At 49.4% G+C, this 15,860-nt stretch carries 12 protein-coding genes; 4 read left to right on the forward strand and 8 right to left on the reverse strand.

What is annotated here, in order from left to right:
- The first annotated feature begins 18 nt into the window (after positions 1-18).
- The 3 genes from DFR60_RS13530 to DFR60_RS13540 all read left to right on the forward strand — a co-directional run bounded on the left by DFR60_RS13530 (position 19) and on the right by DFR60_RS13540 (position 4,722).
- The gene (locus tag DFR60_RS13530; RefSeq protein ID WP_110323351.1) at positions 19-1,968 is read left to right on the forward strand and encodes a sensor histidine kinase; all 1,950 of its coding nucleotides are present in this window, start codon (positions 19-21) and stop codon (positions 1,966-1,968) included.
- 25 nt (positions 1,969-1,993) lie between these two features.
- A complete protein-coding gene (locus DFR60_RS13535; RefSeq protein WP_167437592.1) occupies positions 1,994-3,613 on the forward strand; it encodes a response regulator in 1,620 nt (539 codons plus the stop codon).
- Between the two features lie 260 nt (positions 3,614-3,873).
- The gene (locus tag DFR60_RS13540; protein ID WP_110323353.1) at positions 3,874-4,722 is read left to right on the forward strand and encodes an Rpn family recombination-promoting nuclease/putative transposase; all 849 of its coding nucleotides are present in this window, start codon (positions 3,874-3,876) and stop codon (positions 4,720-4,722) included.
- Between the two features lie 66 nt (positions 4,723-4,788).
- Here the strand turns inward: DFR60_RS13540 and DFR60_RS13545 are convergent, their stop codons facing one another.
- The 3 genes from DFR60_RS13545 to DFR60_RS13555 all read right to left on the reverse strand — a co-directional run bounded on the left by DFR60_RS13545 (position 4,789) and on the right by DFR60_RS13555 (position 9,794).
- Positions 4,789-6,447, reverse strand: coding sequence for an ABC transporter ATP-binding protein (locus DFR60_RS13545; RefSeq protein ID WP_110323354.1), 1,659 nt, complete (start codon positions 6,445-6,447; stop codon positions 4,789-4,791).
- A 1-nt stretch (position 6,448) separates the two neighbouring features.
- Complete coding sequence (locus tag DFR60_RS13550; protein WP_002604219.1) at positions 6,449-8,281, reverse strand: ABC transporter permease; 1,833 nt, start codon at positions 8,279-8,281, stop codon at positions 6,449-6,451.
- Positions 8,282-8,387: 106 nt separating this feature from the next.
- A complete protein-coding gene (locus DFR60_RS13555) occupies positions 8,388-9,794 on the reverse strand; it encodes a hypothetical protein (protein WP_432764116.1) in 1,407 nt (468 codons plus the stop codon).
- 615 nt (positions 9,795-10,409) lie between these two features.
- Here DFR60_RS13555 and DFR60_RS13560 point away from each other — a divergent pair.
- Positions 10,410-10,694, forward strand: coding sequence for a hypothetical protein (locus tag DFR60_RS13560; protein ID WP_002604221.1), 285 nt, complete (start codon positions 10,410-10,412; stop codon positions 10,692-10,694).
- Positions 10,695-10,708: 14 nt separating this feature from the next.
- Here the strand turns inward: DFR60_RS13560 and DFR60_RS13565 are convergent, their stop codons facing one another.
- The 5 genes from DFR60_RS13565 to DFR60_RS13585 all read right to left on the reverse strand — a co-directional run bounded on the left by DFR60_RS13565 (position 10,709) and on the right by DFR60_RS13585 (position 15,736).
- Entirely contained in the window at positions 10,709-11,473 is a 765-nt protein-coding gene (locus DFR60_RS13565; protein ID WP_110323356.1) for a response regulator transcription factor, read from the reverse strand.
- Positions 11,466-13,220, reverse strand: a complete 1,755-nt coding sequence (locus DFR60_RS13570) for a cache domain-containing sensor histidine kinase (protein ID WP_110323357.1) — start codon at positions 13,218-13,220, stop codon at positions 11,466-11,468. Before DFR60_RS13570 ends, DFR60_RS13565 begins: the two co-directional genes overlap by 8 nt.
- A 12-nt stretch (positions 13,221-13,232) precedes the next feature.
- Positions 13,233-14,330, reverse strand: coding sequence for an ABC transporter substrate-binding protein (locus DFR60_RS13575; RefSeq protein WP_110323460.1), 1,098 nt, complete (start codon positions 14,328-14,330; stop codon positions 13,233-13,235).
- 112 nt (positions 14,331-14,442) lie between these two features.
- Complete coding sequence (locus DFR60_RS13580) at positions 14,443-14,658, reverse strand: hypothetical protein (RefSeq protein WP_146218600.1); 216 nt, start codon at positions 14,656-14,658, stop codon at positions 14,443-14,445.
- Positions 14,659-14,710: 52 nt separating this feature from the next.
- A complete protein-coding gene (locus DFR60_RS13585) occupies positions 14,711-15,736 on the reverse strand; it encodes an N-acetylmuramoyl-L-alanine amidase family protein (RefSeq protein WP_110323359.1) in 1,026 nt (341 codons plus the stop codon).
- Positions 15,737-15,860 lie beyond the last annotated feature (124 nt).

The following is a 15,860-nucleotide window of genomic DNA, read 5'->3' on the forward strand; positions in this document are numbered from 1 at the left end:
GTTTTGGGGGACGTAAGTATGAACAGTCAGCGTTTTGTCAGTATACGAATCAAATTATTATCACTGCTCTTTATCTGCATTCTCGTTCCGTTTCTGGTATACTGGTTTTTTTCCTATGAGTATATCAAAACGTCACTGGACGAGGAGTTCGTCTCTCAGACGACCGATACGATGCGCGCCACCGGGAACAGTATTTCCGATTACGTGAAGCTGGTGGATTATACGGCGCGCGGCCTCTATTTCAACTCTGAGGTCATGGACATCCTGTCGGAAAAGGAACAGTCTGTATCCAGCTACCGCCTGCTTCAGACGGAGTCCCGCATCTTCGATTTCCTTCAGACCCTTTATTCCAGTGTGCCGGATGCCTCACAGATCCAGCTTTCCGCATTTAATTTAAAAAAGTCCCTGCTGCTCCAGTCCGATATGCAGCGGTATGAAAAGGACCATATCTATTTAAGCCAGGAACGGCGTTTCCCATGCGAACCGTACCACTCCTATGTGACGTCGGCCCACATGCAGTCCAACTATAATTTTCAGGAGCTGTCGGGGCGGGAATTTTCCCTTGTTTTTTCTCTGCATATGCCCATTTATCAGATTCCTTCCGTCACCGATTCCCTGGGGGAGATTACCATCGACATTCCCATATCGGTTCTGGATTCCATCTGCGCTCCCCTGTTCAAGGAAAAGGAGTACCTCTGCCTGGTGGATGGAAATGGCAGCTACGTCTACAGCAGCATCCCCGCAGAGATCGCCACACAGACCCGCAATCCGGTTATTCAGAACATCCTCTCCTCTTCCCTGGAGCCTGGCGTCCCGCTGGTTCTCGACACGGATTCCGAGGACATCGTCATTTGCAGCCGCATTCTGGAGGATCCGGTGGACTGGTATTTAATCAAGATATCTCCGAAAGCCTTTGTCTATGAAAAGGCAAGCCGCTTCTTCCACATGATGCTTTACTCCTTTATCATCGTGACCCTGGCGGAGATTCTTCTGATCGTCATAACCGTCATACGTTTTACTGCGCCGATCCGAAAGGTGACAGCCTATGCGGAAGCCGTCAGTGCCGGTGATCTGGATGCCAATATGTCGTCCTACATCACTTACACGAAAAATGACGAGATTGGCTCTCTGCTCATCACGATCCGCAAGATGATGTACTCCATCAAAAACTTTATCATTCACCAGTACCAGCTGGAGCTGGCAAACCGGACAAGTGAATTAAAGGCCCTTCAGGCCCAGATCAATCCTCACTTTATCCACAATACGCTCCAGTGCCTGGCGACCAATGCCCTGGAGGGCGGCAATCTGCCTCTGTACCAGTCCATCACGGCCCTGGGACAGATGATGCACTACTCCATGGACACCGCTCACAATCTCGTGCCCATAAACGATGCGCTCCATTACATCGAGCTGTATTTAAAGCTGCAAAAGCTGCGTTTCCCCAACGCGCTGGAGACAGAATTTGACATATCCGATGAGGCAGGCGCCATGCTGATTCCGAAGATGACGCTGCAGCCGCTGGTTGAAAACTCGATCCGACACGGTAATCTTCTGAAGCTTGACAACAGCCGCCTGACCATACGCGCTTTTGTGGAAGGCAATTACCTCCATTTATTCGTCAAAGATACCGGAACCGGCATTTCTGCTGAAAGACTGGAGGAGCTCACGCGCTCGCTTCAGCAGGTAAAGGCAGCTGCCTCCTCATCCGATGCGGAAACCTTTGTCGATGCGCTTAACCGTTTTTCCGAAGAACGTCCCGCTTCCAGAACCGCTGATATTCAAAGTGAACAGCAGCTGGAGACAGACCGGGAAAACCGATACGTGTCAAACAATATCGGCATGCGCAACGTCTACCAGCGCCTCCTGTTAAATTACAAGAACCAGTGCTCCATGGAGATCAGTTCTGATGGAAAAAGCGGGACGGTGATCCATATCCAGGCAGATTACCGGATGCTGGAGCATCACTGAATATCACAGAAGAATGGAGAAAATCATGAAAGTCTTAATCGTAGATGATGAAGCCCATGTCATCAGGGCCGTAAAACTCCTGGTGCCGTGGCAGGAACTTGGAATTACGGAAACTTACGAAGCGCTCACACCCCATGATGCGATCCGCATCATGGAGGCGGAACAGCCGGAGATCTTAATCACCGACATTGTCATGCAGGATTTAAGCGGAATCGACCTGATGAAATATATTGCGAGTTCCCTGAAGCATATCAAGGTCATCGTTATTTCCGGCTATAATAACTTCGATTATGTGAGAAGCTCTCTCCAGCATGGAGGTGTGGATTATCTTTTAAAGCCACTGGATCAGGATCAGCTGATCGAGGCCGTAAAGAAGGCGGTTGACGCCTGGAACCAGGAGCATAATTTATACCATACGGCTCAAATCCACAAGGATCAGATCGATTCCATGGCCACCCTGTGCCGTGAGAATCTGCTGTCGCGTCTGATTCACGGCGACCATCCGGAGCAGGCCTGCAGAAAACTGATGGAGCTGTCTCCCGAGCTTTCGGAGCTTACCGCCTGCGGATTTACCTACTGCAATCTGGAACCATTTATATCCGGGGAAGAAGCTTCCTGGAACGAGCCCTTTCACCGCTACAGAGACGCGCTCGCCTGCTTTCTGGCCGATTCTGGTGCGGGCTTTCTGCTGCCTGCGGACAGCCGTTATGAGATCGCTGTTTTTCTCACCGATTACAGTCCGGCCTTTCAGGAGCAATTAAAGAATTTTTTGCAGTCCGTACGGCAGTCACTGCCGTTTCCGGTCTGCATGGGGGTGGCAGCCGGTATTTTTCCCGGAGGAATTATGGAGACGTACCAGAAGGCAAGAGCCGCCTTTGGAGCCTGCAATATGGCGAGCCTCTCTCCTGTTCTCTGCAGTCTGGAACCCGGTTTCCACAGGCCGTTCCATGGTTTGACCGAAAAACAGAAGGAAGTGGATGACCGAATGCTGCTTTCCGCTCTGCTGACCGGGAATGAGCAGCTGATTGACGACAGTATCTCTGTCTGGATTCGCAGCCGCATTCCGGAAGATGCTCCGCTTCTTGCCATTGTGCTGGAAGCAGTTCAGGATGAAAACCGTCTGTTTGCCTCCTGGGCCGAACTGTTCGAAAACCGTCACAAAGGATTCCGCCATCAGACGGAGTATGTGGTCTTAAACTTCCGCGACATCATGGACGGATCGATGCGGATATCCTTTGAACGCTTCCGCCGCCGAATGCGGGCGGATATCCTGTTTCTCTATGGGGAGCTGAAGTCCATTCACTCTCCGGAGGCCGATATGATCTATCAGGTCGCACACTATATCGAACTGAATTATAACCAGCCTTTCAGCCAGGCAGCGTGTGCCCAGACCTTTTTTGTCAACCAGGAATACCTTTGCCGTAAATTCAAACAGACCTTCCACGTGACCATGATCACGTATTTAAACGATCTTAGAATCAACCAGGCCAGGCAGATGCTGAAGGATCCCATGATAAAAATCCGCCAGATCGCCCACGAGGTCGGTTTCGAAGATGAAAAATACTTCTCACGCCAGTTTAAGAAGTCCACAGGGATGACGCCCAATGACTACAGAACGCGCTATCAGGAACAGCTCGGTGAGTAAAATCTGTCTGTTTCTGTGTTCAGGGGCTGTTAAAAGCCATTGACAGCAGAAACAGACAGGCGCTGCGGAAGCTTTGGCTGAAATTTTTTTGCTTGTAATACCGGCTGAGATGGTTTATAGTCATATTATAGTTTGATCGCCGCGGTTTTCTGCTGCGGCATACGTTCTGTTCTCCGGCCAGGAGAACGAAAGAATCCCCGGCATTCTGCCGACGCAATTCCAAAATAACAAGAAAACTGATAAAAAGGAGAAAACTGCTTATGATGAAACGAAAGCTGGAAGAACTGAATTTAATGGATGATTTCCTGTTTCAGGAGATGGTATCCAAAGAAGGAATTGGGGAGGAATTCTGCCGGATTCTTCTCAGTACAATCCTGAACAGAACTATACAGAAAGTGAGAATCATCCCGCAAAAAACTGTGGCAGGAATTGATACCGGCAACCACGGGATCCGGCTTGACGCTTATGTCCAGGAGATATCCTCTGATGATATTTCCACAGATGACATAGAGGTTTCAACGGATGTCTATGATATCGAGCCAAACAATACCTATGAAAAGGAATCTCTGCCCAGGCGGACACGTTATTATGATGCGCTCATTGATTCTCAGCTTTTAGAATCAGGGACAGATTACGGTCATATGAAAAATGTCATAATTATTATGATTCTTCCGTATGACCCATTTGACAGAAAACGTATGGTATACACAGTACAGAACCGCTGCGTGGAGGATTCGTCAGTTTCTTATGATGACGGGCTGAAAAAAATCTATCTTTACACGAAAGGAACCGCCGGAAATCCTGGAAAAGCCCTTCGTGATATGTTAAAATATATAGAGAACAGTACGGACGACAATGTAACGGATGAGAACATTGCCAAAATCCATGGATTTGTCGATAAAGTAAAACGGGATAAGGAGGTTGGAATCAACTATATGAAATCATGGGAACGGGAACAGATGATCCATAAGGAAGGTTTGGAAGAAGGGCTGAAACGGGTCAATCAGCTGAATCTTAAATTGATTGAGGCCTCCCGTACAGAAGATATGATCCGCGCAGCCAGGGACCGGGAGTTCCAGGAGAAGCTTTTTGAAGAATTTGGCCTTTAGCGTTAAAAGGTGCAGCCTTACCAGGCATATGAATTGCCTGGTAAGGCTGCACCTTTTCTATACACGTTATCTGATAAACTCAATCTTTCCCGCAGTCACGCATTTCCCAGACTTCCGGTCAAACAGCAGGATATCATTTCCTTCTATATCCACCCCCGTCTTCTCTCCGATCTGGTAGGTGACGCCTCCGAAGACTACTCCTGTCAGCAGGAAATCGCCGACGCGCAGTTTTACGGTGGACTCCATACCGGTTGGCATGGCGCCGTAGACGGTGGCCTCTAAGCTTCCCTGGCCGGCGGAACTTAAGTTTAAGCATTCCGGTCTGACGCCGATGACAAAGTCCTCGTCTGTGATCACAGGATCGTCTTCCACCGCGTAATCGCTTTCGTCTACCTTCGCAATATGGTATTTAAAGGTCTCGTCTTTATTTCCTTTTTCCACGGCCTTCTTGTCTTTTAAGATTTCCTGTTTTTTCTTCTCGGCCTCCTCATCAGCCTGGTTTCGTTCCATAAACCAGCGATCCATGGAAATCGGTTTTTCCGGCAGGAATACGGCTTTTTCACCGTCCAGGACGGTCAGCTCCAGGGAACCATCCGATCTCTGTCTGCCCTTTGCCTCCATGAAGTTGATGGAAGGATTGCCGACGAAATCTGCCACGAAGAGATTGCGCGGACGGTTGTATACGTCTAAGGGCGCCTCGTACTGCTGGAGTACGCCGTTGTTGATGAGGCAGATCTTTGTAGCCAGTGTCATGGCCTCCATCTGATCATGGGTGACATAGACGAAGGTACTGCCCGTCTCCACATGCAGACGCTGAAGCTCATAACGCATCTCCAGACGCAGCTTGGCGTCTAAGTTCGACAGCGGCTCATCCATGAAGAGTACCGCGGGTTCCGGCGCCAGGGTCCTGGCAATGGCGACTCGCTGCTGCTGCCCGCCGGATAACTCTGCCGGGTAACGGTTCATGAACGGTCCGATCTTGACGATACGGGAGACACGTCTTACCGCCTGTTCCACCTCTTCTTTATGGAGCTTTCTGTTTTCTGTCAGCACTTTTTTGCCGTTTACCACAGCGAAGTCATTGTTTAATTCCTGGCCTTTGCCCTTGTAGGAAGCACGGAGGGAATCCAGCTTTGCCTGAAGCTCTGCGGCCTTTGCCTTCGCAGCAGCCTCGGGATCAGAACTTTCCTGAATATTGAAGCCGAACAGTGTCTTTGCCGTGTAGATCGACAGTGTGTAGGCGTCGATCAGCTTTAAATAGACCTTATCCATATCCAGCTTGCCTTTTTTGTCACGGCACTCTTCCACCAGTTCACCGATTCGTTTTCCGCTCTTTAAGGCCTGGATCAAATCATTGGTGGTCTTTGCCTCGAAATCAATCTGCGGCAGTTCCTCCTTGATGTTGCTCAAACCAAAGGAGATGTTCTGATAGACAGTCATATTGGGCCACAGCGCGTAGTTTTGGAATAAGAATCCCACTTTTCGTTTGTTGGCGGGCACATTGATGCCTGCCTCACTGTCAAATACCACCCGGTCGCCGATGGAGATCCGGCCGCTGGTAGGCGTCTCCAAACCTGCGATCATACGAAGGGTTGTCGTCTTTCCGCAGCCGGAGGGGCCTAGCAGGGTGATGAAAGAATTATCTTCTATATCGAGGTTCAAGTTGTCTACTGCGTAGAACTTCCCCCATCTCTTTGTCACATTTGTCAATTTTATTTCTGGCATGTTAATTACCTCCGATACCGTCGTCCAGACTCGCTCCGGTCAGTTTATTTACTAATGTATTGAATATCAGGATCGTTACGATCAGGATTAAGTTGATGGCGCTGGAAAATGCGTATAAGCCCATCTCGTCAAAGTAATCCAGAGTCGTGGAAAGAATGAAGCCCTGCGTACAGAGAAGCAGGAATAAGGATAGCTCTCTTAAACACGTCATAAACGGAAGCATGTATCCGCTTATAATGGCCGATTTCTGAATCGGAATGATGATACGGAACATCCTTTTAAACCACGGCAGATCCTGAATAATCGCCGCTTCCTCGATCTCATTGCTGATCTGCAGCATGGAGTTTAATGCGCTCCTGCTGGCAAATGGTATGTACTTGATGGTACCTGCAATGATTAACAGCGTATAGGTGTTGAATAAATTGATCTTCTCATTGGAAAAGAGAATGAAGAACGCCGCGCCTACTGCGATGGACGGCATCAAGTATGGCAGGAAAGCCATTCCGTTCACGTAGTTGGCCCATTTGCTTCTCCGGTTCTTCGATACCGCGTATCCGATTAAGGTACCGATCGTACCGGCAATCAGTGCGCAGCATATGGAAACGAGAAGCGTTCCCCAGAAGGCGTGCCAGATCGTGGAGTTATATAGGATTCCCTTCTGACCGTACATTCCGTTTTCCGTGATATTTTCACTGGTGATCCACCATTTGGTCGTTAAATTGCTTAAATTTCTTGTGTACAGGAAGCTGTAATCTCCCGGGTTCGGCAGGAAGGTCTCCAGTGCGAAGGAAAGAATCGGGAAAATACTCGTAAAGAAGGTTGCCACAATCATCACGATACCGATGACATACTTCCCCATTTTTCCGAGATTGATCTTGGAGAGCTGGCCCGATTTTCCGGTAACCGTCGTGTAATTCTTTCTGCTCTTTAAGCTCACCTGGTTCATGGTCAGGATCGCCACGCCGAATACCATCATGATAATGGCAAGAATACTGGCCTCACCGGTATACTTGGAGTTCATGGAGATATACTTGGTGGAAAGCGTCGTAAAGCCCAGATAATGCGGTACCGGATAACTTCCCATGGCGCTTCCGAATACCAGAAGAACGGTGGAGAGAATTGCCGGTTTTACCATTGGAAGCGTGATCCGGAACATGGTTTTCCATTTCGGCGTATCGAGTATGGTGGCCGCTTCCTCCAGGTTGGCATCCATGTTGCGGAAAATGCCGCCGATCAGGATATAGGCGAAGGGAGCATAGTGAAGGCCCAGGACGACCGCACTGGGAAAGAGTCCCTGGCATACCCATTTGGGCGCCAGAATCCCAAACAGTGAAGCCAAAAGCCCGTTGGACGTTCCCACGACCGCGTTGCTGTTAAATAAGTTCTGCCATACGACCGCCAACGTCCACTGAGGCATGATATACGGGAAAATGAAGATGGAGCTTAAATACTTCTTGAATTTTAAATTGGTCCTCGTGACAAGGAATGCGAACACGCCGCCATAGAGAATCGAGATAAGACAGGTCAATACCGCTAAAAGCAGCGTATTCCATAACGGTTTCCACAGATTCGTTCTGGCCAGCCGGCTGGTAAATAAGTCAACATAGTTGACAATTGTATAGCCGGATGCCTTTCCCGTTAAATGGGCATCGATGGTTCCCGGATGGATCATGAGCGTATCCTTCACAATTGCCACGATTGGTGCAACCGTTGTAAAAGTCAGCACAATGCCGAACAACAGAAGGATGACATTCTGCGGTTTGGAAAAGTATGTCTTGATCTTATTAAGCACGATGACCTTATTGTTTGACTTACGATTAACTGTCTGGTCCATAACTAACTCCTTATAAAATGGGCTGCCGCATTAAGAACAGCCTTAATGCGGCACACCCGTTATCTCATTGCTGCGGTGACCCGCTTAAGCTTCTGCGAGTGATCGTTTACTGCGCTGAATCGCTGTATTTTGTCAGCAGCTCAATCCAGCTTCCTACTGTAAAGGATACGTCCGCACAGTATTCCGGATCTTCCAGAACCAGTTCGCCGTCGGTGGTCCACCACTCATATCCTCTGTCGTTCTTGCTGTCGAATTCGTTCTCGCCCTTGTCATTGTAGCCGCCCTTGCTGTGGCCGTAGATTTTTTCGGTCTCTTCCATAACGGTCGGGTTGGAGGAGTAACCGCCCATATCTTTGCCCCATGCGGAGAATCCGTCTGCTGTGTTGGTCATATAGGCGATGAATGCACAGGAGGTCCATGGAAGCGGGCTGTTGTTGGTCAGGAATAAGTAATGGCAGTAGCCGTAGCCGCCGATGCCCTTGTAGCCATCCTGGTAGGCTGCAACTTTAATATTGTTGACGGATACTTCCGAAGATTCCTCAACGGAGCGAAGCTTTGAATATACGAGAAGTCCGCACTGGTCAGTAGCGGTCTTGGATACCAGAGTGTTACAGATCGGGCCGTCATCGGTCTGTTCATTGTAATTTTCTACCCAGAGTTTGATCCATGCCAGGGCGTATGCGCCATTTTCACCGAGTCCCAAATCCTGTGCATCGGTTGCCATCTCATCGACCACCGGCTTGAAATACGCCTGTTTGCTGCTGTCTAACGCATCATATGCCTCTTTTAACCATCCGGCGTACGTATCTTCTGTCAGCATGTATAAGAAGTTCTTTCCTACAACCTCTGAATCAATGTCCATGTATAACGGGTGAACGCCCTCTGCCACGAAATCCCAGCAGTTATTGAATTCAGCGTTTCCGGTGGAATTGTACATGAATACCTTATTCAGTGTCTGCAACGGAAGGAATCCTGTGTAAGCGTCTGCTGTAGTGCCGTTGGCATCTGCCCATTCCTTTGGAATAAAGGTCTTTAAAATACCGGTCTGTACCATCTTGGATTCGATCTGGTTGCCATCCTGGATCAGGGTCATGGCAAATGTTCCGGAAGACTTTAACGAGTCAGCCGACAGCTGTTCGAAGATCTTATTATTCTTTGGCTGCTGCCACTCATATTCCATGGTATAGGACGGATCGACGGACTGTAAGTATTCGATGAAAAGCGGTAAAGCGGTCTTTCCACGGCTGGAGTTGCCAACTCCGTAAAAGGTCTTTCCGTTGGACTCTTCGATTGCCTTCTTTGCCAGCTCTTCCATGCTCATGGTCTCGGCTTCTTTGATGATCTTTTCGACTTCCGAAAGATTTGCGTCGTCCACTTTCGGCTCCTCTGCCTTTGCTTCGGCCTCGGGGGCCTTTGTTTCCTCCCCCTTTGCGGCCTCTGTCTGAGCCGCTGGTGCTGCGGTCGTTGGATCCGCCGCCTTAGAGCCGCATCCGGCAAGTGTTGCCGCCAACATGGTACTGATTAGAACTGCTGATAAAATTTGTTTTTTCACTTCTTACTCCTCCTTGTTATGAGCACTTGGAGACCGTATTTTGGTCTCCTACGTGCGATACATGTCATCTCCACTCAGCGTGCCCCGCTTTATCGGGTATAGCGAGGTCTTTCACGAGCTTAGTGGAGTGGCTTCTTATTTCCTGCCTTTTCGATGCTGCAGCATCATCTGATGTAATTATTATATCTGGTCTCTTCGTCATTTTAAACTAGACAATACTGTTATTCCTTTGTGTATCCTGATATTTTGTATATTATTTCTGCTTGCACAGTAAAGTTATTATATATATTGTACACAAAACAAGCGGAGCATTCCGATGCGTCTGTCTATAATGGCGGCTTTTGCCGGTTTTAACAGCTTAGTACAGTACTTTCATTTATACCGTTTAAGTAAATGGCAGTTCTGAAAACATTGTTGAATTTAAATGTGATGATGCGTTAATGTGGTTGTGCTTCAATCAATACTGCAATACTTTTCGAAATCCCCCGCTTATGCTATACTTGATACAGTACAGAAACAATTTTCCCAACATCCATTTCCAATTATTATTTCCACATGAAAAGGAGCCGTTATCCTATGAAACACTATATCATCGTAAAATTTTCCGAAACCGTCAAAGAGAAAGAAGCCCTGTATCCGGAAATTGAAGTCCTGTTTAAAAAGGCAGAAAAAATAGAAGGTATACACCAGGTATCCTTCTATCCTTCCGTGATTGATCTGCCTAACCGATACGATTTCATGATTTTAATAGAGCTGGAGCGTGAGGCGCTTGCTGTTTTCGACGCTTCCGATATTCACCGTGACTGGAAAGCAAAGTACGGCAGTTTACTCACTGCCAAGACGATCTTTGACTGCTGCTAAAGCGCCGAATGGCCTTAAGAATTCGCAGACTGGTATTCAGAGGGGGTGACGCCCGCTATTTTCTTAAATGTGCTGGAGAAATAAGTGATATCGCGGTAGCCGACCATCTCTCCCACCTCATACACCTTATAGCGGCAGTTGGTCAGAAGCTTCATCGCCTCCCTGATTCTGCACCGGGTTATATAGGCCATAACAGTGTAATCCGTCTCTTTCTTGAACAGATGGCTTAAGTGCCCTTCGCTGATCCCCAGAGATTCGGCGATCGTTCCTACACTTAAGTCACTGTCATTGTAATGCTCGGTTATGTAGGCGATTGCCTCTTTGATATACCGGCTCTTATCGCCCGTCTTGATTCCGGGAGAAAGAATCTTTGACTCCTCCTGGCGTTCCTTTTCTTCCCGCTCTTTTACCAGCTTATCACGCACCCTGCTGACTGCGTCTTCCAGTTCGCCATCCTCAAAGGGTTTCAGTAAATAATCGAAAGCCAGCAGCTTTAACGCATTTCTGGCGTATTCGAATTCGCTGTAGGCGGTCAGAAAGATGACGGAGACGTGGTTTCCCTCCTCACGAAGGACTCTTAGCATTTCGATTCCATCCATCTTTGGCATCCGGATATCGGAGATGATCAGATCCGGGTTATATTTGCGGCATGCCTCCAGGCCCTCCAGGCCATTGGCCGCCTCGCCGGCCACCATGCAGTCTAAGGACGCCCAGTCCGTCTCCATGACAATTCCTTTTCTCACAAATACCTCGTCGTCAATTACCAATACCTTAAGCATCTTCTAACTCCTCTCCCTGTCTGACCGGAATCATGATGGTCACCTTCGTGCCGCCTTCTTCCGGCCTGCAGACCGACAGCCCATACTCTGCACCGTAATGCAGCCGGATGATCGTATCCACATTGTAAAAACCGATATGTCCGAGCCGGAGCAGATCTTCCTCTCCGCCCTCTGATGGTAGGCCCGTCCCTGCTGTCCGATTATTTAAATGGTTCAGTACCTCGTTGCTGATTCCGCAGCCATCATCCATCACCTCTATAAAGAGCCGCACCTCCTTCGAAAACGCCCTGACGAGGATATGGCCTTCCTCACAGTCTTTCAGTCCGTGTATCATGGCGTTTTCCACGATGGGCTGAACGACCAGTTTCGGAACCACACAGTCTGCAATCTCATCCGGAAGCTCGTAATCGAAACAGAATTTCCCCTGGAAACGGATCTTCTGTATCTCCGCATAGCAGTCCACAAGCTCCAGTTCCTCCTTCAGGGTGATAAACTGGGCGTTGGATATGCTGGTCCGCAGAATCTTCGCCAGCTTTGCCGCCAGGGTGGCGATCTCCGGGATGTGGTTCGCCTTGGCGACCCATTTCATCGTATCCAGTGTATTGTACAGGAAATGGGGATTCAGCTGGGCCTGCATCATTGCGATCTGCACCTCGTTCAGCTTCTTCTGCTGGCTGACCTGCATTTCCATATAGGTCTTAAGCTCCGACGCCATGGTGTTAAAGCTGCCGGACAGCTGGCCGAACTCATCATTCCTCGTGGAAATGACTCGCGCGTCGAGATTTCCATTCTGCACCTCATGCATGGCCTCATTCAGGCTCTGAATCGGACGCGACAGATGGTTGCTCATCTTCGCAGCCACTGCCAAACAAAGCATCAGGCTGGCGGCCGTCATGACAATCAGCACACTGTACATGGATTTCGTCGTGTCAGCCGTAAATACCTTCGGCCGCAGAAAGACGCTGTAGAGTCCCGTCCCGCCGATCTCGGAAATATAGATGCTGTTATTATTAAATGGCTCATCAACTGCTGCGCCCGCCATCAGGCGGTGCCTCAGAACCGTCCCGATCTCCTCACGGACCGCGGTTCCCGTACTGTAGACAGTTTCCCAGAAGCTGTTTAAGATACAGACGCCATCTTGGCTGCCGTAAGTTCCGCCCAGAATCTTTTCAAAATTGGAACCATTGATACTCACAAGAACATAACCCACGCTGCTGTCTTCGGAATCCAGGATGGGACGGGCGGCCCGCAGCAGAATATTGGACGATCCGGAATATTCCTTCTCGCGCCGTACAGTCATCTCGTCCGGGTGGGCCTCCGCCACATTTAAGATTCCCCAATAAACCGGAAGCTGGGTATGAAACATGCCTGCGCCGGTAGAGTAGAGGCAGACGCCTTCTCCTGAGTAGAGATCAAACTGAGCCATCTCCCGCAGGCTGGCAGTCTCCTCGTACAGCTTCGCATAGACCGCGCTTCTGCCCCGGTTGCCGGATTCCCTGATGGAAGCCACGATCTCCGGCTCTTCGCTCAGACGCAGCGTCACCTCGTCGATGGTCTGAAACAGGGTGGTCAGTTTTTCTTCCATAACCGCCGCCTGTTCCAGATCTTTCTTCTGATAGTCGCGTTCCAGCTTCACTTTGAACATCTGAATCAGGAAGATACAGCTGAGTACCAGAGGAAGCAGCGCGACAGCCACAAAACTTACGAGAAGTTCCCGTTTAAACGATTTTTTGATAAAGTTCCACATGGCGATTCCTCTCTACCGGATCAGTTCCGACCACAGCGCCAGGATCTCATCCTGATGCGCGCTGGCCCATTTGAGATCAAAATCCATGATCTTCATCTCCTCACCGGCCGTTTTCATCTGTAAATCCTTCCTCACTGTCCGGCGGCAGAATTGGTCCATAATCAGATTCTGGACATCGTCGCTGACCGTAAAATCAATGAACAGCTTCGCATTGGCCTCGTGGGGAGCCCCCTTAACCAGGGCACAGCCGTCCGGCACAGTGCTGGTGCCTTCCTCCGGATAAATCATGGTGATATCCGCCCCTTTGGCAATCCGTTTTTTTGCTGTCTCCTCCAGTGTGATCCCGACGAGATGAATTCCCGTACTGACCTCATCCACGACTTCTCCGGAACCGGCTGAGACCTTTCCATCCAGAGCGGTTACAAAGTCCTCCATCAGTTCCCGCTCGTCCATGTCAAGCACCTGAATCATGGTAGCGAGAGCTGTATAGCTGGTACCCGATTTTCCAGGCGCCGCAAATGCGATTTTCCCCCGCCACTCGTCATCTAAAAAATCCTTCCAGCTGTGAGGCGCCGTTTCCGCACTTACCAGCTTGTTGTTGTAAATAAACACGATAGGAAGCTCTGTAAACGCGGTCCAGCTGTCATCCGAAGATAAATACCGGTCGTCCAGTTTATCGCTCAGCTTGCACCGGTACGGCTCAAAATACTCCCGGTAAGCCTCATAGCTTTCCACTCCGCCTCCGAACATGACGTCACACGTCTGCTGTCCCGCTTCCCGGCCGATGGCCTCTAAAAGCTCGGTGGAACCGCCATCCCTCACCTCAACCCATATGCCGGTCCGCTCTTCGAACTCCCTGATAATAGGGCCGTATACTTCCTCTTTATGAGAGGTGTATATGATCAGCTTTTTGTCTTCGCTGACTCCGTAACCATCCGCCTGGCGTCTGGCCCCGGTTCCGGCTGCGGCCGCGGCCGCGGGACCGGTTTCTTCTGTTTTGCTGCATCCATATAAAACGGCGGACAGCAGGAGCAACAGGGCCATACATATCATGGTCCTGACAGCCTGCTTCCGCCGAATTTGTTTTTCCGATCTGATAAACTCGTCCATAAGTCCCTCCCTCTGGAGCATCACTTTTTCCATTATACCATCTTAGGGAGAGATTTCCAATATGGACTGTGTCTCGTTTTAAGGTAATGATATTTTAAGCATAGATTCGCTTTTATCTGCACACAGGTACCAGCTTATTTTGATTTTTTTCTTGACACAAATGAGCATATTCTTTCAAATATTCTTCTACATCTTTCCAGTCTTCTCTCTTCTTTGCTTTAAAACGAATATCATTAATCAGAACAATCTTCTTGCCATCAAGATCTGTTATAATATTTACATTTCTATCCATTAATCTCCCTTTTTCCAAAAAATCTACCATTTCCACATAACCGTTTTGAATTTCCTATCTTTTCTTAACTAAATAGATTTAGACATCACTATTCAGCCCACGCCCCGTCGCTCCCCACATAATACCCATCCGGCGTCGTAGTATTTGCGAGCATCGCTCCGCTGTCGCTGCAGTAGTACCATTTGGAGTTCCACTGGACCCAGCCGGTTACCATGTAGCCGGTCTCATTAAAATAGTACCAGACGTTGTCGATGTACTGCCAGTTGCTCACGGTATAGCTTCGGTCTGCGTTGCAGTACCACCAGCCGATGTCATCCTTTAACCAGGCCCCGCTACCGGCCGTGGCCCCCGGACCGCTGGCGCCCGAACTGCTTCCTGAGCTGCTTCCATCGGAGTTGTCATCGGAGCTGCTGTTAGAACTGATTTCAGCGGCTTCTGCGGAGGTCACATACCAGGACTCCGACTCCTTCCAGCTTCCCTTGTTTGAAGAATTGTAGACTCCGCGCACCTGGAAGGTGTAATATCCGCCTTTCGTTATGTAGCTGCCGAAGTGGCAGCTGGTCTTTGTCGTGGTAATGACGGAGGTGACGGCGGTGCTTCCCCTGTAAAGGCGGACCTCATACTTTTTAGCTTCCTCATTTTCGTTCCAGTAAGCAGTTCCATCCTCCGCGTCCCAGTCCAGGCCGTCTACATCCAGATCGTACTCGCTCTCCCCTTCCAGCGCCTCCAGGGTGATCGAGACGACGAGAGTGCTGCTGGTACGGCTCACTGAAGTGACCGTGCCGTCATTTCCGGTTAAGTTGACGTCTCCCTTCGAAAAACCGGAGGCAAAGTAGTAATCATCGGCTGCCTCCAGAGTTACCTTGATCTTCGGCTTGTCTCCGTCCTCCCACTCGTCGGAAGGTTCATTCTTGATTTCCACCTCTTCCACGTAATACTTGCTGGAAATTGTGGAGACCGACACATCTGCTCCGCTGCTTCCGACTTCGATATCCGAGGCGATCCGAAGAGATACGCCGCTTATCTTCGTACTCGTGGCCGCCATGGCTGTAGATGGACTGGTCATCAGTACCGCCGCCAGGAAAAAAACTGTCACTCTTTGCACAATACGCATATAAGTTCCTCCTCTTTCTGTTCTGCAGCCCAAAACCCCGCTGCAAGCAACTATACATCAAATTTGCAATATTGCGGGCTGCGGGGGCTTTGACCCACGCGGCAGTCGCCAAATGGACGCGTCA

This window comes from Hungatella effluvii (genome assembly GCF_003201875.1).
In the GTDB taxonomy this organism is placed as follows: domain Bacteria; phylum Bacillota; class Clostridia; order Lachnospirales; family Lachnospiraceae; genus Hungatella; species Hungatella effluvii.